Annotated in this window: 15 protein-coding genes and 1 pseudogene; 5 read left to right on the forward strand and 11 right to left on the reverse strand. The window is 61.0% G+C overall.

What is annotated here, in order from left to right; all coding sequences use genetic code 11:
* The 4 genes from ACOERD_RS28160 to ACOERD_RS28175 form a co-directional block, all read right to left on the reverse strand.
* Positions 1 to 168: Tn3 family transposase (locus ACOERD_RS28160; RefSeq protein ID WP_419741251.1), on the reverse strand; the 168-nt coding region annotated here is incomplete at its 3' end.
* Between the two features lie 147 nt (positions 169 to 315).
* Positions 316 to 495, reverse strand: coding sequence for a hypothetical protein (locus tag ACOERD_RS28165; protein WP_419741215.1), 180 nt, complete (start codon positions 493 to 495; stop codon positions 316 to 318).
* Positions 492 to 1949 (reverse strand): IS1634 family transposase, encoded by a 1458-nt coding sequence (locus ACOERD_RS28170; protein WP_419741216.1) that lies wholly within the window; start codon positions 1947 to 1949, stop codon positions 492 to 494. Before ACOERD_RS28170 ends, ACOERD_RS28165 begins: the two co-directional genes overlap by 4 nt.
* Complete coding sequence (locus ACOERD_RS28175; protein ID WP_419741217.1) at positions 1895 to 4657, reverse strand: Tn3 family transposase; 2763 nt, start codon at positions 4655 to 4657, stop codon at positions 1895 to 1897. The genes ACOERD_RS28170 and ACOERD_RS28175 overlap by 55 nt, the downstream gene beginning before the upstream one ends.
* Positions 4658 to 4785: 128 nt before the next feature.
* On the opposite strand from ACOERD_RS28175, the gene ACOERD_RS28180 reads away from it, so the two are divergent.
* Entirely contained in the window at positions 4786 to 5346 is a 561-nt protein-coding gene (locus tag ACOERD_RS28180) for a recombinase family protein (protein WP_419737856.1), read from the forward strand.
* Here the strand turns inward: ACOERD_RS28180 and ACOERD_RS28185 are convergent.
* The 6 genes from ACOERD_RS28185 to ACOERD_RS28210 form a co-directional block, all read right to left on the reverse strand.
* A complete protein-coding gene (locus ACOERD_RS28185) occupies positions 5341 to 5502 on the reverse strand; it encodes a hypothetical protein (RefSeq protein WP_419741218.1) in 162 nt (53 codons plus the stop codon). The genes ACOERD_RS28180 and ACOERD_RS28185 overlap by 6 nt on opposite strands.
* A 97-nt stretch (positions 5503 to 5599) precedes the next feature.
* On the reverse strand, positions 5600 to 7675 hold the full coding sequence (locus ACOERD_RS28190) for a hypothetical protein (protein ID WP_419741219.1): 2076 nt from the start codon (positions 7673 to 7675) through the stop codon (positions 5600 to 5602).
* Entirely contained in the window at positions 7672 to 9108 is a 1437-nt protein-coding gene (locus ACOERD_RS28195) for a hypothetical protein (protein ID WP_419741220.1), read from the reverse strand. The genes ACOERD_RS28190 and ACOERD_RS28195 overlap by 4 nt, the downstream gene beginning before the upstream one ends.
* A gap of 113 nt (positions 9109 to 9221) precedes the next feature.
* On the reverse strand, positions 9222 to 10736 hold the full coding sequence (locus ACOERD_RS28200) for a secretion protein (protein ID WP_419741221.1): 1515 nt from the start codon (positions 10734 to 10736) through the stop codon (positions 9222 to 9224).
* A complete protein-coding gene (locus ACOERD_RS28205) occupies positions 10736 to 11674 on the reverse strand; it encodes a TcpQ domain-containing protein (RefSeq protein ID WP_419741222.1) in 939 nt (312 codons plus the stop codon). Before ACOERD_RS28205 ends, ACOERD_RS28200 begins: the two co-directional genes overlap by 1 nt.
* Before the next feature lie 673 nt (positions 11675 to 12347).
* Positions 12348 to 13529 carry an ISNCY family transposase gene (locus ACOERD_RS28210; protein WP_419737631.1) on the reverse strand — a complete coding sequence of 394 codons (1182 nt, stop codon included), beginning with the start codon at positions 13527 to 13529 and terminating at the stop codon, positions 12348 to 12350.
* 491 nt (positions 13530 to 14020) lie between these two features.
* On the opposite strand from ACOERD_RS28210, the gene repC reads away from it, so the two are divergent.
* From repC to ACOERD_RS28230, 4 genes are all read left to right on the forward strand, one after another.
* The gene (gene repC / locus ACOERD_RS28215) at positions 14021 to 15484 is read left to right on the forward strand and encodes a replication initiation protein RepC (RefSeq protein ID WP_419741223.1); all 1464 of its coding nucleotides are present in this window, start codon (positions 14021 to 14023) and stop codon (positions 15482 to 15484) included.
* 328 nt (positions 15485 to 15812) lie between these two features.
* Positions 15813 to 16448, forward strand: a complete 636-nt coding sequence (locus ACOERD_RS28220; protein ID WP_419741224.1) for a Uma2 family endonuclease — start codon at positions 15813 to 15815, stop codon at positions 16446 to 16448.
* A complete protein-coding gene (locus ACOERD_RS28225; protein WP_419737618.1) occupies positions 16432 to 16677 on the forward strand; it encodes a hypothetical protein in 246 nt (81 codons plus the stop codon). Before ACOERD_RS28220 ends, ACOERD_RS28225 begins: the two co-directional genes overlap by 17 nt.
* A 40-nt stretch (positions 16678 to 16717) precedes the next feature.
* Entirely contained in the window at positions 16718 to 16969 is a 252-nt protein-coding gene (locus ACOERD_RS28230) for a type II toxin-antitoxin system Phd/YefM family antitoxin (protein WP_419737617.1), read from the forward strand.
* A gap of 40 nt (positions 16970 to 17009) precedes the next feature.
* On the opposite strand, the pseudogene ACOERD_RS28235 reads toward ACOERD_RS28230, so the two are convergent.
* Positions 17010 to 18488 (reverse strand): annotated as a pseudogene (locus tag ACOERD_RS28235) (Tn3 family transposase); the annotation flags it as partial.
* Between the last annotated feature and the right edge of the window lie 57 nt (positions 18489 to 18545).

Raw genomic sequence — 18545 nt, forward strand, 5'->3', positions numbered from 1 at the left:
GTAACAGACGCGCCTGGCCAGGCTGTGGCGAAGCTCCTGACGGTTAAGTTGGATCAGAATACGCCGCCGCGTTTCCTCGTCAGTGATGAATCTGAGGATATGCAGCGACTTGATGATCTTGCCCAATTCTCCAAGGGCTTTGGCGAGTGCCGTGGTGCGTTCGCGCACACTGAAGTGTACGCATGACTGACTGCGCCTGCATTCCTGACTTCCGACATTTTTTCGTATAAGTCATTGATATTATTATGCCTTGGTTGCCAAAAGGCACTACACGGACTTTTTTCGCCAGCGATTGTTTCGGAGTGTTGAGGGAGCTCAGGCTTTGGTCTGGCCAGTTTTTCGGGTGCGCCCGGGGGGTATCTTGAAAGGGGCTTCGTTCCAGGTCAGGCCGACGCAGGTGAGGATGCGTCTGGCATCGACCGTGGCATGGCTTGGCATGCCGTAGCGGTCAGGGGTGCCTTTGTGGCGCAGGATCGAGAGCTGCAATGCGTTCAAACTCGTTGCGGATACGAGCCGGGCTCATCGGGTGTCCGAGCAGGTCCAGATGCTTGCGCAGGTGCTGCAGGCAGCAGAAGGCCATGTAGCAGATGGCGATATGGGCCCGGACCCGACGCGGCGACCAGTGATAGATGGGCCGGATTTTCAGATCGTGCTTGTTGGTGCGGAAGCAGGCTTCGATCTCCCCACAACTGGTGATAGCGGGCAATGACGTCCTGTGCCTCCAGTTCGTCCGCACCATGAACAACAATGGCATGCAGCCCGTCCCATTGTGCCGCTGCCTTGATCTTTGCATCATCCAGCGTGACGTCCCCGCTGTCGGGGAAGGCCAGGAAGCGGCCATATCCCCGGCTGCTGAAGCTGCCGGGTTTGCGAGAGCGCTTGAGCTTCTTGTGCAGCTTTTCGATTGCCTTGTCGCGCTTGTGGGCATCATTGCGTGCCCGGGTGGGTGACCAGGTCACAATGACCCGCGCTCCCTCCTGGTCGATCACCTTGTACCAGCCCTTCTCGGTTGCCTCTTCAGAACCGTGTCCAGCCCAAGGCTGGCGTCCCTCCGGGCTCAAAATGTTCGCCTTCACGGCGGCCGGGGCGGACTTCATGCGATAGCCGAGGATGTAGGGCAGACCCTTGTTCTGCAACATCTGCTGGTTGTCCTTGCTGAGCATGGCGGCATCGGCCACGAACGTGACCCTGGCCACGTCGAAGCGTCCCTCCAACGCCTTCAGCGCAGCTTCCAGCGTATGACCTTCCCAGGTGTTTCCCGGGAAGAGTTCATAGCCCACAGGCAGCCCATCGGAGGTGACGATCAGCGCCAGCATGACCTGAGCGCGGTGATGCTTGCCATCCTTGCTGAAGCCCTTGGCCAGAAGATGATCCTGCTCGACCCCGTCCGCATCCTCGGCCGGGTCCTCGCGCTCGGTGTCAAAGGCCAGGGTCGTGCAATCGTAGAACAGCACGGTCACTGGCCCGCCCAGCAACTTCTCTGCCGCCGCGTGAGAGGTTTTGCAAATCCCGTCTATCACCGGCGTATTGATGTAATCCATGCTCCGATAGACCACGTCCAGATTGAGCGTGATGCCTGCCTGGTTCTCCAACGCCTCCACGGTCGCGCGCTTGCTCTCGGGCTGTGCGATCCGCGCCATAACCAGCTCTTTCACAATGCGATTGGCACTTTTACGCGCCGCCCCCAGAAGGGCCCCCCAACCCAGTTGGTCATACATCGTCCCCATGACATCCCGCAGACCCAGAGAGACCCGCGCCTCCTCACGGCACTCGGCAAGATCAACGCCAAGCTTGTCCGGCCGCGGAGCGCGGCGCACCAGCGCCTGCAGATCGGCATATTCCGTGGGCGTGAACAGTTCCATTTGCGGCGAGCGATCAATGCGTAATTGCTCCATCAAGCGGCCCGCCAGACGCTTGATATCCTCAATCTCGCTGTCGTTATGGGCCACACCCACATGGCGCAGGATCTTCTGGCGTACCTTGGAGCCGGTGCCCGCCGCGTTTCCTCGTCAGTGATGAATCTGAGGATATGCAGCGACTTGATGATCTTGCCCAATTCTCCAAGGGCTTTGGCGAGTGCCGTGGTGCGTTCGCGCACCTGAAGTGTACGCATGACTGCGCCTGCATTGATGTGTCCAAGCTTCAGCGATCCGGTCAGACGCAACAGGTCTTCCCAATTTTCTATAATGAGGCGGACATTGATCTTGTTGCGCGTGAGCGAATCAAGCGGACCATAGTCTGCTTTGCGGTCGATGCGCCAAAGTCGGGTCTGACCGATATCCGCGAGCCGAGGACTGAACTGATAGCCAAGCAACCAAAAGAGTCCAAAGACGATATCGGAGTAGGCCGCCGTGTCGGTCATGATTTCTACGGGTTCGAGATCGGTTTCCTGGTCGAGCAAAAGCGCAAGGATGAACATGCTGTCGCGCAGTGTTCCGGGCACAACAAGGGCATTGAGGCCAGTGAACTGGTCGGAGACAAGGTTATAAAGCGTGATACCGCGGCCAGTCTTGAAGTATTTCGGGTTAGGGCCGGCATGGATGACCGTGGGTGGAGCGGAAAAGCGAATTCCGTCTGCGGAGGCAACATCACCAGAACCCCAATGTTGGACGATCGGCAGTTCATTGTGGGCGGCAACGATGCGAGCGTTTGCTGCCGTGATTGTCTCGGAGCGGATGAAGTTCTGGCTGATCCAGGAAAGCCTGTCGCGCCGAAGTGGCGGAAAGCTCGCCTGCGTGATCGGCTCGAAGCCAATGTTGCAGGCCTCGGCGAGCAATACGGCACACAGGCTTGTCTGGAAGCCATCGACGCGCGCGCGCCGCTCAGTGACATGGGTGAAATCCTGCGCAAAACCGGTTCGGTTGGCGACTTCGAGAAGCACATCCGAGAGATCGACTTTTGGCAATCTGGTCCGCATCGCGAACTTCAGTTTCTTCAGGCTGTCGGATTCTTCGATGCGGTCGAGTGGCGTGATGACGAGCTGTGGCTTGCCCTTCTTGATTTCAGTTCGAATTGCCGGATTTACTTCGAAGGTTTCCGCCGCCCGCCGATAGGCTTGGTCAAGTTGGTCAGCAAGAACGGCGAGTTCCGTTTCTCCATTTGGCGAACGTTCAAGTGTGCGGCATATAGTTGGCTTCACCGCCTGCCACGCTTCGCCGCTCAGCAAGCCACGTCTGGGATCATCAAACCTCATGCCAGCGGGCACGAAGATGTCTCGGGTCTTAAGTGCCCCCTGCCAAGCCTCGCATACAGCAAAAACATAAGCTTTATTGTCGGAGACTTTTCCATTGGTATCGAGCGCGTATTTGCGCCAGACTCCACGCAGGATTTCAGTCGGCGCATCGTTCATATCAGCTTTTGCCCAGTTCTCGATGCCGCGAAGAAAATCGATCGCCGCTTTGATAGGCTGGCCCTTGGGCGAAGCTTCAAATTCTATTCGTTCGAGGAGGTTGCGAAACAGTGTGTGCGTCGTGCGCCACTTTACGATCAGTTCTTCCAGCGGCTTGTCTTCTGGTGGTTTGGCCAAGACATCGACACGGTCAGTGGCTTCAACGAGGGCGGCATAATTCAATTCGTCGTAGATGGCATCGCGCCAGGACCGGAAAGTCATATCTGTATCATCGTCGCCATCGGTCATGACGCGCCGGGCCAGGTCACGCAAGGTCAGAGCAGCAGCGTCCAGATCGCCCAAGCTTCGCAATCTCTTTCGCTTGCGAGCTGCCTTGGCTTCTCGAAACGTATCCGCCAGCAAGGCACTAAAAAGCTCGACCGCATCGTCGATGGCAACGGCCTCCAACGTGTGAAACAGCGCGGCGATAATCGCGGTTCGGCGCGGCTCCTTGGCAACCGCGATTGCAGATGGCCGCATGGTTCTAGCTATCTTGGCCAGGCGCTGGATGAGTGCATTCGGAACCGTTTCAGGCGAATGCGGGGCCAGTTCGTAGGCGCGAATGTCATCAAGGCGATGAAAGTGGCGCAGCAGTTCTGTCATAGACCGTCTTGTGGGAGCCGCCCGCAACGAATCCAGCCTGCGCAGCGACCCGCCTTCGCCCTCAAGCAAGGCGGTGATCTTCTGCCGCTGCATATCCGACAACGCATCGGACAGATGCATCCACAACTGCCGATGCGCACGATCCCGAATGCGGGCAACAAGGCGCTCCAAAGTGCTGATACCAGGCAGCAGTATCTTGCGCGCCAACATCCACGCCGTGGCCCGGTCAATCAGCAGGCTCGGCCGATCATCGCCAGACCAACACAGAGTGTAAAGCCAGCGCGTCAAACGAAAGCGAGCGCTGGCATCATCGGCCAGGTCTCGGAAGCCGTAGGTTTTCCGGATCAAGGCCGCATGGCGCTTCTTTGGGCGCCCAACAGCATAGGCGGTCAAAGACGGCATCGTGGTCAGTCCGAGCTGTGCGACCACCGCTTCAACCACGACATCGGGAATATCCTCGAACCTTGTCGGAAGTACGCCAAGGAACCGAGCGATACCGAGTTGAAGCGCAAAGCCCAGACGATTATGGCTGCCACGCAACTGATTGATAATGTCCCGATCAGTCGCATCAAGGTGGAAATATCGCGCGATCTGCGTTCGACTGGGAACCCCGTCGAAGCGTCCGTATCGCGCCCGCTGCGCGTCACTCAAAAACCGCGTCGGCATTCGCAAATCTCTCAAGTTTCGCGAGACCGAATCCGGCCACGAAGAATCAATGGTTTATCTATCGCAAAATACAGATGCGAAAGAAACGGTTTTTGCGACAACTTTTGCGACACTTCGGAAGGGGCGGCATGAAATTTGGTTACGCGCGCGTCTCAACGAACGCCCAGGAACTTGATTTGCAACGGGCCGAACTGGAAGCGACCGGATGCGAGACGGTGCTCGAGGAAAAGGGTTCCGGTGCACGCATAAAGAGGCCTGAACTGCAAAGGTTGCTAAACCAACTCAGAAAAGGGGATACGGTTGTCGTGACGCGTCTTGATCGCTTGGCGCGTTCAACGTCTGAACTTTTACGCGTCGCAGAAGTTATCGGAGAAAAAGACGCGGGACTTCAATCGCTTGCCGAACCCTGGGCCAATACATCCTCGCCCTCAGGCCGCATGATCCTGACCGTGTTTGCTGGCATTGCAGAGTTCGAACGTGAACTTATACGAGGTCGAACCGAAAACGGTCGAAAGGCTGCATTGCAACGTGGCGTCATATTTGGACGCCCTCCTAAATTGGGGAGTGAACAACGCGACACAGTCCGTCAACTTCTCGAAAATGGAAAATCCGTCAAAGAGGTCGCCAGAGCATTCAAAGTCCATCCTGCAACCATTTACCGATGTCTCAACGAAAAAAATGCCTTATGACCCCTCACCGTTCCATTCATGCGTACAGGCCGGAATGAAGAGTTCAGCGTAGGTTTGCGGGCGTTTCTCGCCGCGATCCGAATGGGTCATGCCGGGTGTTGCCGCACTGGCCAGCAAGACCGCTGCCGCCAGGGCCTGAAGGATATACTGTCTCATCACATGGGTCCTTTCCGGTGAACTGTTAAGGTCAAAAAGCCATCCCTTGCTTTCCGCAGGAAAATGGTGTTCCGGTTCTGAGTATCGATGGGGCATGTCAGCCATCCCGTCCTGATTGACTTCCCCGACCGGGGCTACCCGGTCCGTGGGCGTCCATCCCTGTATCGTGGGCCCTTCCGTAATGGCTGCCATCGTCATTAGGGCTGTATGAATCGGTCCGCCCGTCCCCGGTTGTGTCATAGGCACCCCCGCCCGAGCCGCCCTCACCACGACCCCCGTCGCCCCCTCCCGAAGAAGGCTTCGGGGGTGGCCGCCGACAGGTGTTGGAGGTGCTCCAGCTTTCGGCGCGCACCTGGTCGTACCAGGCCAGCCCGGTTTGATCCGTGCGGAGCTGTGCGATGGCATGTTCGAGGCTGGCCCTGTCCGGCAGGCGGCGGGCAAAGCGGGGATAGACACGGTCCTGCACCGCCCAGGCCCGGTTGAACCAGGTCAGGCGGCGGCTTTTGGTGATCGAGCCGATCTGGCCCCGGGGGCAGGTGCCGGCGGGGGTGGTTTGCGTCTTCTGAACCGGGATCGTGTTGAAGCAATCATCCCGCACCGTGCGGATGACAACGTCATCCAGAGACCAGCCTGCGGGATAGGTGATGGTCTGGACATAGCCGGTGCGCGCACCCTCGTAGCTCTTTCCCCAGTGCTGCTTGCAACTCGTTGCGGGGACGGTGTCCACAACAGGATCGGGAATGTCCGGCAGTTCGGTTGCCGGTACATGGTCGCCGCAGCCAATCGTGCTTTCTTCCCACATCGGGTGTCCATTGCCTGCAACCACCACACCGAGCCCGTTTGCGGCATTCCTTGGATCGCGCATCACCGGCCTGAGATAGACGCGGGTGGGATCGGCGGGATCATCCTGAACCTCCCGGAACCGGAAGACCCTGATATGCTTGCCCTCAACCTCGGTGCCGTTGATAATCGCTTTACAGTCTTCGGCCCGGATCACATCGCGCACGCGCGGCACACGGCAGCTGTTGCGCACCAGGAATGTCGCCTCAGCCTGATTGGCGGCCTCATTATCCTCTTCACCTTCGACGATCGGATAATCTATGGAAACGGTCTCATCCACCAGAACCGGGCGGTCCCGCGGGTCGGCGAACTGTGCCAGAAGCGGCCTGCCGCGCTGCGGGTGGGGGGACCCATCCGCGCGGATGGCCTGAAGCGGCACGATATAAAGACCGTTATGCCGTTCCCATCCCAGCCTTTGCACGCCAACCCTGAGCGGATCAGTGCAGGGTCGCAGGGTTTCGCCGCGCTTGCTTTTCCAGGTCAGCGAGGCCCGCATGACCAGTGCGCCCTCGGGGATTGCCGGGTCCTGATCGATACAGGCGCGCAGGTCGGCGCTGAGCACCCGCTCCTGTCCGTTGGCATCTTTCAGCGTGCGGGCCCCGGTCAGGATGTCGGGGATCTCTTCGATCATCGAAACGCGGCTTTGCCCGCGTTCGAGCCAGGCCCGGACAGTGCGCTGGACCATCTGCGACGACCAGCGCTCCCTGATCCTGTCGCGATCGAGCCAGACAAAAACCGCAGCCCCGATGCCGGGCACGGGCCTGTCGCCCTCCATCTCCACACCACAGGCGCGCGTCTTCACGATCGGGCGCCAGTCTTTTGGGACAGCGCTGCGGTTCAGAACACCGTCCTTCCAATAGTCCGCAGCCCGCCTTGCGGCGCTGCCCGCTGGCAGCGCGTCGATATCGCGGGTGGTGTAGCTCCAGTCCGAGACCCTGTCCCCCGACCCCTGCCTTTCTGTTCCCGCGCCGTCATTGCGCAGGTGGGTCACAAGATCGTCCCAGAGCGGTTGCGGGGCTGCATCAAGGGCCAGGCGCAGGCGATTGCGGGTCTCGCGCACGACCCGCGCATAGTTGAGTGCGGTTGCCCGATCCGCCTCGCAGGCAATCCTGTGCGCGCCATCCCTGTCGAGGATCAGCCTGCCCGCGACAGACCGGCGCGGCTGGTCGCAATCAATGCCCAGTGTCCCGCCCGGTGTCCCGCCCAGTGTCCCGCCTGGTGGCGCGGTTTGCGCAGAGGCCGCCATGGGCGACAGGCTTTCCCCCAGGGCAAGCGTGCTGACGAGCAGGGCGGCAAGGCCAGGTGCCGGAACAGATGAGAGACGGAGGATCATTGCGTGCCCTCCGATCTGTTGGGATCAAGGAGCGAGGCCGGCACGGGTTTTGAGGGGATCGGTGCGAGATCCAGCGTGCCCCACCTGCTGCCGGATTGAACGAAGCGGATGGGGAAAAATCCCGGCACACCGGCTGAGCGGGCAAACAGATCGGCCCTGGATATGCCGGGCGGTGCCGTGATCGAAACCGCGCCTTCCCGCGCCGCGACCGCGTCCGGGGCTTCGGCCCATGCACCTGCAAGCTGTTCGGCAGCGTCTTTCAGCGCAGGTGCCGCCTGGAGCGTGGGGTCCGCTTGCGCAACGGGCAGGGTCTCGACCTGCCAAAGGGTCAGGCTGCCTGGATCGAGCCTTGCCTCATGGTGCCAGCTCTTGAGAACCCGCTCAGCCGCGGAGCGGGCCAGCACCGGGTTGCGGTCACGCACGGGGGTAAACTGCGCCCAGATCACCAGCGGCTCGAAGACGCGGGTCTGCCCGCCCGGATCCGGCAGGTCCAGTGTGGCGGGCAGATGGTTTGCAAGGGCGCAGCCCCGGCTGCCTGTTTCCCATCCGATAACGCGCGGCCACCACTTTTCCAGTGCCGCACGGCAGGTGGTGGCAAACGCGTGCGGGGCGATGGTGATGGAAACCATCTCGGGTGGCGGCGGTGGGGCGGCCCGGAACGCGTCCTGAAGGAGGGGCAGGACCAGGAAAGCTGCCAGCAGCAGCGCCGCCCCGGCCCCCAGGCCTCCGAGCAGGGTCAGCGGCACCTGCGGACGCGCCGCGAAACACACCAGACCCTCTGCCACCACCGCGTCCGGTTCAAGATCGTGCACCGGCAAGGCGGGTGCGATCTGCGCCAGGGCCTGCAGGATGTGGTGGTGCCCCGTGTTGTTCTGGCCCGTGTCGTTATGCCCCGTGTCGTTATGGCCCGTGTTTTGCCGGCATATCCAGCGCCCTGCCACCCCGGCGATTTCGGTGGTGGCCAGATGGCGCTGCACCGCGCGAAGGGCTGCATCGGCGTCCCTGAAGCACTCTTCACGGCCCGCACGCGGCAGTGTCCCGGGACCCGCGCCGCTGTCTTCATCCTGCGCTGCGCTGAGATCAGCGAGCCCGATCCAGATGGGCCTGTCTCCCACGGGGCCGGGCAATTCCGCAATGAACAGCCAGATGCCGCGCGCGTCCTTCGGGGCCCGCCGTCTCAGGCTTGCGGCCATGGCCAGCAGCAGGGAGGTGATACGGGCACCATCCCTCAAATCCGTGTGGGTGCCGGTCAGTTCGGCGCGCCGGGTGGGCAAGCGCAGGATGGGGGCGGCCCCTGCCCCAAACACGGGCAGCTCCGGTCCACTGGCGATCTCCCAGGTCAGCCCCGCGACCATCTGTGTGCCATCCAGGGCGACCAGATGCGCCGGGGGTGCCGGAACCGGCAGGGCGGGCGTGTCGGGATGGTTGCTCATGGGGCGCAGCCCCGCCTCAGACGCCCCTGCGTCAGAGTGCGCCTGGTCTCTCTGCTGGTCCCCGTACTGTTCCCCGTACTGGTTCTGTCGGCACTCCCTGCCCGGCGAGACAGTCATGAGCGCCCCCGTTGCGGGATGATGGAGGGGCGCACGAGGATGACCATGCGGACCTTGCGGGTGCGGGCCTCGCGCTTGCCGCCCAGGCCGATGGCCTTGAACAGCCCGACGCCGCTCTGTCCGCTGACGGACAGGTTCTGTTCGTAGCCGGACAAGACCAGGACCTCGTTTGGAGACAGGATCGACTGGTTTTGAATGATGCGCTTGTCCAGAACCGGCAGGCCGATACGTCCATCCCCGTATTCCACGGACGGGATATCTCCGTCTTCCAGCTCTGATTGTAAAATGGTCAGGAAGAGCTGGATGCGGTCGTCATCAATGATGCGCGGCAAGGCATGGACGCTGATGCCGAATTCGACCTCGCCCGGTGTGATGTCGATGCTGGTGCCGTCCTTGTCGCGCTCGACCTTGACCTCTTTGACGTAGCTTTCCTGCCGGGTGATGGCGATGGGGGCGACGACGCCAGATTGCGCGATGGTACTGGCGAGGCGGTAATCCACAACGGCCCGGTCGCGGGCCAGCGCGTCCAGGCTGATCTGCGACCCGTTTGCGCCCCTCAGGCTGAGCCGCCCCCGCCCGTCCTGCCCGCCGATGACAATTGTGGAGCCGGCCTGCGCGATCGTTTGACCGATCCGAAACCCGGCCGTTGAAAGGCCAAAGGTTTCCGCAGCATCGCTGTCAATGAAATACACCCCGATTTCCAGACCGACCCTGCGTCCGTAGATGGCGTCCAGATCGTCCATGACCTTCTGCACCGTGCGGTGTACCGAGGGCGGGCCGAAGACGCTGATCCTTCCGCTCGAGCGCAACACGGTCAGTTGCGCGGGCGTGGGTGTGAGCGGCGCGAGGCGCGCCTCAAGTTCGGCCCAGGGATCGCTGTTCTGCCTGGTTTCCAGCCTGATGTTTGTGCTGCCCTCCTGGGTCCCGGTTGCCCCGCCGAAATTACTCTCAAACGCGCTGGTGCTTGTCGGCAGGGGCACCCGGTAGGTTTTGCTGACCATGCGATCTATGGTGAGGCTGCCCTTCTCATGGGTCCAGGCCACATCCATGCGCGCGGCAACCTGATCGAGCAGGCGCGAGAGCGGCCCTTCGTAATCGATCCGCATCCGGGAGCCGATGGGCACTTCGACCACATCGCCACCCGTGAGGATGTAGCGCGTGCGGATATTGACCGGCAGGCCGCTGGCCGATGTGATCGCGGCGGCAATGGCGCGGATGTCAGCCTGCCCGGGAAGCCTGAGGCTCACGCCGCGCGCGCCCTCAAGCTGTCGGGGCAGCGGATCACCCTGTCTCGAGCCGCGCGTGACTTTGAGCGCGCCGCCGTAATAGGGGCGGTCAACGCCCAGGACTTCCCCGCGCTGTGCCGCGCGCTGTGCATCAAGCTGTTCACGGGTCAGCCGTGTTCCATCCTCGATATCGCGCCCGGCCTGCTCGCTGACATCGCAGGCGCAAAGCGCAAGCAGAAGGAGCGGCCCCAGCCGGATCGGACCGGATGATCTGCGCCGCCCCATCACAGACCTCCCAGCCGGATTGTCCTGTTGGAGTAAATCCGCACCGGGGGTGCGGTGCCGTCAGAGCCCAGGCCCTGCACGAGCTGGTTCAACGCGGCCTCAAACTCGGCCTGCAGCCGGACCGGCACCGCCAGGATCCAGGCGTCACTGGTGCTGACAACCACCCGGTATCCCGCCGCCCTGCCCCAGCGCCTGAGCACCGCCTCGAAATCCTCGCCAGCCCGCGCGCTCCAGACCGGCAGCGGCGCGGGCGGCGGTGTGGCGTCTTTGGCGGGTTTTGTGGCTTTGGTCCCTTTTGCAGGCTTTGACACCTGTGCCCCATCTGCCGGGGATGCGGCCCGCCCTGCCTTGCCCGGCCCTGTCGGTGGTTCTGTCTCCGGGTCAGTCTGTGCCGGGGCTATAGAGCGCGCGGGCGCTTTGGTGCCAAAAAGGGCGGCCAGGAACCCGGTGCCGCTGAGCGGCGCACCGGGCGTGCTGGCGGGTATTGTGCTGGACTTCTCCTGTCCCACTGATGCCCCCTGCCCGGCCCCTGCCCCACAGGGCAATCGGATCGCTGCCCCGATGCGCAGGCGCTTGGGATCGAGCCCCGGATTGGCGCGGGCAATTTGTGGCCAGCGTTTTGCGCTGCCCAGGTTGCGCGCCGCGATCCGGCCCAGCGTGTCGCCGGCGCGGATGGTATGGGTGCAGGCGGACGGTAATGGGACCGCCCGCCTGCGGCCTGCCCCGTCCCGCTGATCTGCGAGATCTGGCGACGGGGCGGCAGTCCGGCCCGGGCGCGTGAGCTTTGCCTCAAACGCGCCGGGCGCGACCCGCTCGGTGCTGGCGCGCAGCGCAACCGGGGCAACCAGCGACTGCCAGTCCGGGCAGCGGATGATGTCTTGCGCCAGGCCGGGTTGTGGCAGGACGGCAGAAACTGTGGTGAGCGCGGCAAAAACCACAGCCCATAGACAGCGCCATGGACAGCGCATGTGATTCCGGCCTAGGAAGAGCGCGGGAGGAGGACATGATCGCAGAGGCATCACGATATCTGACCCCGCGCTTTCCGGGCTGCCTGAGAGGGGCCGGGACTTGTTTTGAGGGTTCGGCGTTTTGCCTCTTGACCTATGCGTCGCGCGCGCGCAGACATCGGCGCATCGGCGCATCGGCGCATCGGCGCATCGGCGCATCGGCGCATCGGCGCGAAGGCCGGACTCTGCCCATATGCCTGGCACCCATCAGGCCGGTATCCATCTGAACTCTGCCCATCCGGGGTCTGTCCACCTGGGTTTTTTCCATCGGGCGGGTGCCGGGATTTATCTGCAGAACAGCTCTCATGGCGCTCACCTTGGCAGAGTTGCGGATGCGAATCAACCACCCTCGACCCCGCCCGACGCATTCCCCTGCGCACAGGCCCCTTGCTTGCAGGGCCGCGTTTTGCGGCGCATATCGCTTCGGTTTCTGATGGCCTTGCGGGGTGCGCGCCTGTGTTTTTGTGTCGAGAACATTCTGAATTGTCCGGTGTAGGTAACATGCCAATTGTCCGCTTCAGTTGATTGCGCGGTGGCCCAATTCGGAGGGAGCCGTAGGCGACCGTAGATTTGGGCCACCGCGTTCGCGCCACGTCGAAGCGGGTCACGCGACTTTGTGTTTGCTATCCTCCTGTGTGATGGGTGATCCGTCAGGCTGGTAGCGGCCAATGCATCTCGGGCCGTGGAAGATGACCAGTTGACCATCGGGGTATTCGTGGACCCTGACCTTCGCCTTGACGAAATGATGACGGTGCCTGTCTGCCGCGATCTGCATGACCAGGCCCTTGTAGCGCACCGTATTGTCGTTGCCGACGACGCGGTCTTCCTGCACACACAGGGTGTCGCGCACATTGCCTGTAAACGGCACGAAGGCCGAGGTCGTATCCTCCGGCTCCTTTGCAAACAGGGCATTGTGTTCGGGAAGATAGACCTCTTTCAGGAACTGATTGGCCTCTTCAATGGTTGTGATCCCATGGGACCGCAGTTCCTGCGGCAATCGGTTCTGGAACGTGCCAAACATGCGTTCAGACCGTCCACGGGCCTGCGGTGAATAGGCCGGGATCAGCTCAATGCCGAGTTGCTGCAAGGCGCGCCCGACCTGGGTCAGATTGTCCTTGTCCACTTTGCCGCCCGCTTCGGGCGTATGCCAGTAATGAGAGCCCCGATCGGCATAGAGCGAGCAAAACAGACCTTGCGCCTCGATCACCTCTGTCAGCCCCTGAAAACTGCTCATCGTCCCTTCTTCCTCGACAAAGAATGCCGAATAAACCCGGTTGGTGGCATCGTCCATGGTGACGATCAGATCCCACCACTGACCCGGAACCCATTCATGGCTGGAGCCGTCCTGATGCAACATCATGCCAACCATCGGACGGCGGGGCCGCTTGCGCCGATGGGCACCTCGTCGGGGTGCTGCCTGAACCCGGCCGTGGCGCTGCAGTGTAAGCCGCACCCAGTTGTAGCTCTGTGTGAAACCATGGTGGGCCACCAGCTTCTCGTGGAAATGCTTCGGCGTGTAATCCCAGTACTTGGTATCAAACAGTTCAAGCATCTCCATGACCTTATCCGTGGCAACACGATTGTTGGCCAGTTTGCCAAGCCGACGGTCGTACAGACCTTCTGCACCATCCGCCTCAAATCGATCCTCCCAACGCCTGACGGTGCGCACGGATACACCCAGTATCTCAGCCGCCTGTTCTTGCGTCAGCTTGTTCGCGCTTCGCCGCGAATACACATCTTCAAACTTCATCAGTCGAACTTCCTGTAACACTTCTGCTCGGTTCATAACGCCTCCTCTCAGAGACAGAATAGAACCGGACAGATCGCATGTTACATACACCGGACATATCGCGTGTTAGCGACACGCGCCTGTGTTTTTGTTGCCCGATGCGCAAGATGCGGGTAACACCTATGACAATGACCACAAGATAAGGGGAGCAGTTCACCCGATCAGAACGCCCGGCCTGGCACATAAGGCCATAGAATCGAAAAACCGCGCAGCAGTGATGCAACGCGGCCCCCGAGGATTTCCATACCTAGCGAAAGAATTAAAGCTTCCTTTCGCTACATGGAAATCCATCGGAAGGTCAAGGCAAATTTGTGCTTTGGCCAACGGGGATGTCGTGTTTTTTGCATTTTGTTGCGCTCCAACGCGGGTTCGGACCGGTCCGGAGGGGAGAATCACCCTGTCCTGCCGTCTGGTTCAGCCTGCTTCACGCAGGGGCGGAGCCCGGGGAATATCCCGCCGCCCGTGCTTCTGACGGAGACGGAAAACAGATGCACTACCCAGAATTCACCGGCAGCTATGATGCGGCCCGGGCGTCCGAAATCCAGGCGTTCATTCCCCGCGAAGGTGAGCATTACGCCTTGCCGGCGGATGTCACCAAGGCGCAGGCGATTTGCGCGGGCGTTGAGGTGTTGCGGCTTAAGGGCGGCAATGCGATGCATGTGATGGTCCTGCGGGAATATGCGGATATAACGGACCGCAAAGCCTGGCATGATCTGACCCGTGCGCCGGTGAACTGGCGGCGGCAATGCGATGTGGCCCGCAAGCTGGGCATCGGTGAGCGGTATCTGCGCAAGATCGAAAAGCATCTTGAGGCGCTCGGGTTTCTGGCGCGGGCCACGGCGGATAACGGCTATCGCGGCCGCCGGTCGGGCCAGGGCCATAAAGCGCCGGTGCAATGCGGGATTTCTCTGGAGCCGATGATTGCCAATTACGCGGCCTATGTTGGCGAACTGGCGGCGGCAAAAACTCTGGAAGCGCAACGTCAGGACTATGTTCTGACTGTGCGCCGGGCAAAACACCGGCTGCGCAAGCTGATCGAAAGCATCGCTGACGCGGAGACCCGCAGCCGGGCCGAGGCGGATTACGCGGATATTCAAGAGGCCTATACCGGGCCGAGCCTGCGCACCCTTGAAGAGGCGGTGCTTGAAGACATACATACCAGGTTGCTTGATCTTGAGGACCGCATTCGCGCCGCCCTGACACCGCTCACGCTGGAGCCCCCTGCCCCGACCCCGGGCGCCGCCCAACCGGACCGGGAGCCCTGCCCCGCTGATCACACGCCATTGCCCGCGGACAGCCCGGAAGAAACCCACGCATCAGAGGCGCACCAGGGTGCAGAATCTCCATCTGTGGAAAACGTGGAAAAACAACAGGATAATTCCGCCGCACCGGAACTCCAGTTCCGGCCCCATATACAACCTGAACCCAAACCTTTTGAATCCTGTAACGACCTGCAGTCGAAGATGATGACGCCAGCATGCGCTGGCGACAGAACCGGTTTGGCATTGCACCCTGACGGGCGCAATGATTGCTTTAGAAACAATGATCGCAAGGCCAGCCTGTGGATCAACCCCGAAATCCGGCAAAAACTCAACCAGAATACACTCAAAGACCTCGCATCCGAAGACGCAGCCATGTATCTTGAGGTCCTGGAAGACTGGCGCGACTGCCTGCCCTACCTGCTGCGCGACCTCGGCATCAATATATCCGCATGGCTCGAGGCCACAGATGTCATGGGTGACGAAATCGCCTTCATCGCCCTGCTCGTCATCGACAGAAACAGGTTCCATCCCGTCACACCCGTCATAAACCCGGGCGGTACACTGCGCGCCTGTACACGGCGCGCCATAACAGGTGAGCTCAACCTCACACGCGCTATCCTCGGTATCTGGGAACGCGACAGACAAGGCAAACAGCCAAAGGCGCATCCCGAAGGAAGGGCTCTGCAGTGAGAGGACTTGTGGGACGGGGTGCGGGGGGCGATGAGGTGTGCGGGCGGATGGAGCGGCGCAATGTGGCGGGGAAAGGGGGTGGCTTGATGTGGGGGCGTGACGACAGAGTGCCGAGAAGCGCGGCGAACAGTGCGCAGGGCGGGCGCTCACAGGTTCCGAAGGGGTGGAAAAGCTGTCGAGAAGCGATCATGTGGCGAGATGATGTGCGTCGACGATAGAGCGCTGAGAAGCGCGGCGCGCCAGAGCGCGAAACAGCGCGCAGAGCCGCAAACGCAAGTGACAGGAACCAAGCAGACCTCTATGATGGGGGCAACAGGAGATGAATGCAATGACCGCACAGGACCGCAGCATCCAGACACCCCGACGCAGGGCAACCTATCAGGACGTCCTCGATGCGCCCCCCAACAAGGTCGCCGAAGTGCTGGCAGGAACGCTCTATACCCAGCCAAGACCCGCCATGCGACATGCATGGGCAAGTTCGGGTATGGGCATGAAAATCGGAACATCCTTCCAGTTTGGTGATGGTGGTCCCGGCGGCTGGTGGATTATTGATGAGCCGGAATTGCATCTGGGCGAGGATATCCTGGTGCCCGATCTGGCAGGCTGGCGGCGCGAAACCATGCCGGACTACCCGGATGCGGCCTATTGTAGCGTCCCACCGGATTGGGCCTGCGAGGTGCTGTCGCCCTCAACGCGGCGGATCGATCGGCACGAAAAGGCCGGCATCTATGCCCGCGAAGCCGTGCAGCACCTCTGGCTTGTCGACCCCGCAGCCAAAACGCTGGAAGTGCTGGAGTTGCGCGACGGCCACTGGGTGCTGCTGGTCACACTCGCCGATGATGCGCCCGTCTCACAGCCCCCCTTCGACGCCATCACCTTCCCGCTCGATGCGCTCTGGCCGGAGACATCTGTGTCCGACGACGTTGAAACCGGGGATGGGTCGGGTCATGATGGGAGCGATTAACGGTGAGGCCTCTACACACTGCTCACTGATTTTGGGACATAAGCAGAAAAAAGCGCAAGAAACGGCGCTGACCTTTTGGAAAAACTGGCCCGGATCGAAAACAGCCGCGCAAGGCGCATCCGAGCAGGTCAGGCGGAACATACCAGCGCCCGGGCCGCTTCGAGCCCCCGAAATCACCGCCGCACGCAACCGCCGCAACGCGCAGCAGGTCGAATTTGACATTCAGTAACGATTGTACAATATATGGTACAACAAAAGGAGCGCACCGCATGGATGTCATGACCTACACCGATGCCCGAAAAGAGTTCAAAGGTGTCATGGATCGCGTCATCAATGACGCCGAGGAAATTGTGGTAACCCGTAAAAAACGCGAGTCCGTGGTTATGGTATCTTTGGATACCTGGAATTCGATCCAGGAAACCATGCATCTTCTGTCCACGCCTAACAACGCATCGCGCTTGAGGGCGTCTATCGCTCAGTTGGATGCGGGAGCGGGCGAAGAGCGAGATATTGTCGAGTGACGTTAGTGGGGTCGATTACGGGACAGTGATAAATCGTACGCTAAGCGATTTTGTGCCTCATTTCTCGCCAGATGTACTGACCTATGAGCAGAATGTGCTCCCATCCCAAGGGCGATATGTGCCTGAGCAGGTGTTCGGGCGTGTCCAGGCCTTCGCTTTGCCGCTGCAGGATGGCTTTGCCGATCTGGTCCGTATTCCAGAATATGATGATCGCCGTGAGCAGATTGAGGCAAGCCAGGCGGAAATGCTGGCTTTCCGTGGTCCGATCGCGGATCTCGCCCCGACGGCCGATCCACAAGGCATTCTTCAGCGCATGGTGCGCTTCGCCTTTATTGAGCCCGACAGTAGAGCGGCGCTGCATGTCCATATCAAGGGTCCATTCGATGATGAACAGTGTCCGTTCGATCTGTCCGATTTCCCGCATCGCGATGGCCAAATCGTTCTTGCGCGGCCGGGCTGACAATCGCTTCAGCAGCTGGCTTGGCGGTACCTTCCCGGACCGCATCGTGGCCGTGCATCTCAGCACATCGCCCCAGTTGTCGATGAAGGTTTGTTCCCGGACCTTGCCCCCGACCAGGCACTTGAGTTCCTTGGGAACGCTTTTACGATCGAAGACGTAGAACCGCTTGGATTTCAGATCGCGGATCCGGGGAATGAAGCGATAGCCCAGCAGCGCGCAGGCGGCGAATACGAGATCAGTGAACCCACCCGTGTCGGCGTAGTGCTCCTTGATCTTCTTGCCGATCTCGCTCAGGCACAATCCGTCCAGAATATATGGTGCCTCGTTCACAGTGGCCGGGATCGAATTGATCCAGTACGGCCCGTACAGGTCGGACACATGGGCGTAGGCTTTCAGCCCCGGAACATGCGTGTCGTACTTGGCGTTGATGAGATTCATTGCTTCGCCCTGGCGCGTGGTCGGGAAGAACTGCCCGTCGCTGGATGAGGTCTGACCCGAACCCCAGTATTGGGCCATGGGAAGCCTGGACTGCGCGTCGAGAACGATGGCCAGCGCCTCGTTGATCGCATCGCTTTCGACATGCCAACGCGACAGACGGGAGAGCTGGGAATACTCATGGTCGGCGGTCGCGGCGGCCATCTTGCTCAGACCAACGTTCAAGCCCTCACCGAGAAGCACGGTCAGCAGTCCGATGATGTCCTTGCACGGTGCGCCTGTGCGCAGATGGGTGAACGCGTCCGTGAAGCCTGTGGCTTCGGCCACGTCCTGAAGGATATCGGTGATTTTCGCAGGGGGCAGGCGCCGATAGAGATCGAGAACCAGATCGGCAGCTTCCGCCGGAACATCCGCCTTGAGGCGTTCAATGCGCAACTCACCGGCTTCGATGAGGCCGTTGGGAAGGGTGCCGTCCCTGACAGCCTCCGCAAGCCGCTCCAGACCAACCTGCAACCGATGCTTGCGATCCTCAAGCCAGACCTCGGGATCCAGCGGAAGATCAAGACCTGGCATCGTCTTCGCCGCTTCCAGCGGCACCAGGACTTTCCTGACTTCCGACATTTTTTCGTATAAGTCATTGATATTATTATGCCTTGGTTGCCAAAAGGCACTACACGGACT

Origin of the sequence: Ruegeria sp. (assembly GCF_965199275.1) — a bacterium.
Taxonomy (GTDB): Bacteria; Pseudomonadota; Alphaproteobacteria; order Rhodobacterales; family Rhodobacteraceae; genus Ruegeria.

What these genes read in the sequence shown, in the direction of transcription:
- ACOERD_RS28175 (WP_419741217.1), bottom strand. Translation starts at nt 4,657, where the DNA reads ATGCCGACGCGGTTTTTGAGTGACGCGCAGCGGGCGCGATACGGACGC.
- ACOERD_RS28225 (WP_419737618.1), top strand. Translation starts at nt 16,432, where the DNA reads ATGATGGGAGCGATTAACGGTGAGGCCTCTACACACTGCTCACTGATT.
- ACOERD_RS28190 (WP_419741219.1), bottom strand. Translation starts at nt 7,675, where the DNA reads ATGATCCTCCGTCTCTCATCTGTTCCGGCACCTGGCCTTGCCGCCCTG.
- ACOERD_RS28200 (WP_419741221.1), bottom strand. Translation starts at nt 10,736, where the DNA reads ATGGGGCGGCGCAGATCATCCGGTCCGATCCGGCTGGGGCCGCTCCTT.
- ACOERD_RS28185 (WP_419741218.1), bottom strand. Translation starts at nt 5,502, where the DNA reads ATGAGACAGTATATCCTTCAGGCCCTGGCGGCAGCGGTCTTGCTGGCC.
- ACOERD_RS28230 (WP_419737617.1), top strand. Translation starts at nt 16,718, where the DNA reads ATGGATGTCATGACCTACACCGATGCCCGAAAAGAGTTCAAAGGTGTC.
- ACOERD_RS28210 (WP_419737631.1), bottom strand. Translation starts at nt 13,529, where the DNA reads ATGAACCGAGCAGAAGTGTTACAGGAAGTTCGACTGATGAAGTTTGAA.
- ACOERD_RS28195 (WP_419741220.1), bottom strand. Translation starts at nt 9,108, where the DNA reads ATGAGCAACCATCCCGACACGCCCGCCCTGCCGGTTCCGGCACCCCCG.
- ACOERD_RS28180 (WP_419737856.1), top strand. Translation starts at nt 4,786, where the DNA reads ATGAAATTTGGTTACGCGCGCGTCTCAACGAACGCCCAGGAACTTGAT.
- ACOERD_RS28220 (WP_419741224.1), top strand. Translation starts at nt 15,813, where the DNA reads ATGACCGCACAGGACCGCAGCATCCAGACACCCCGACGCAGGGCAACC.
- repC (WP_419741223.1), top strand. Translation starts at nt 14,021, where the DNA reads ATGCACTACCCAGAATTCACCGGCAGCTATGATGCGGCCCGGGCGTCC.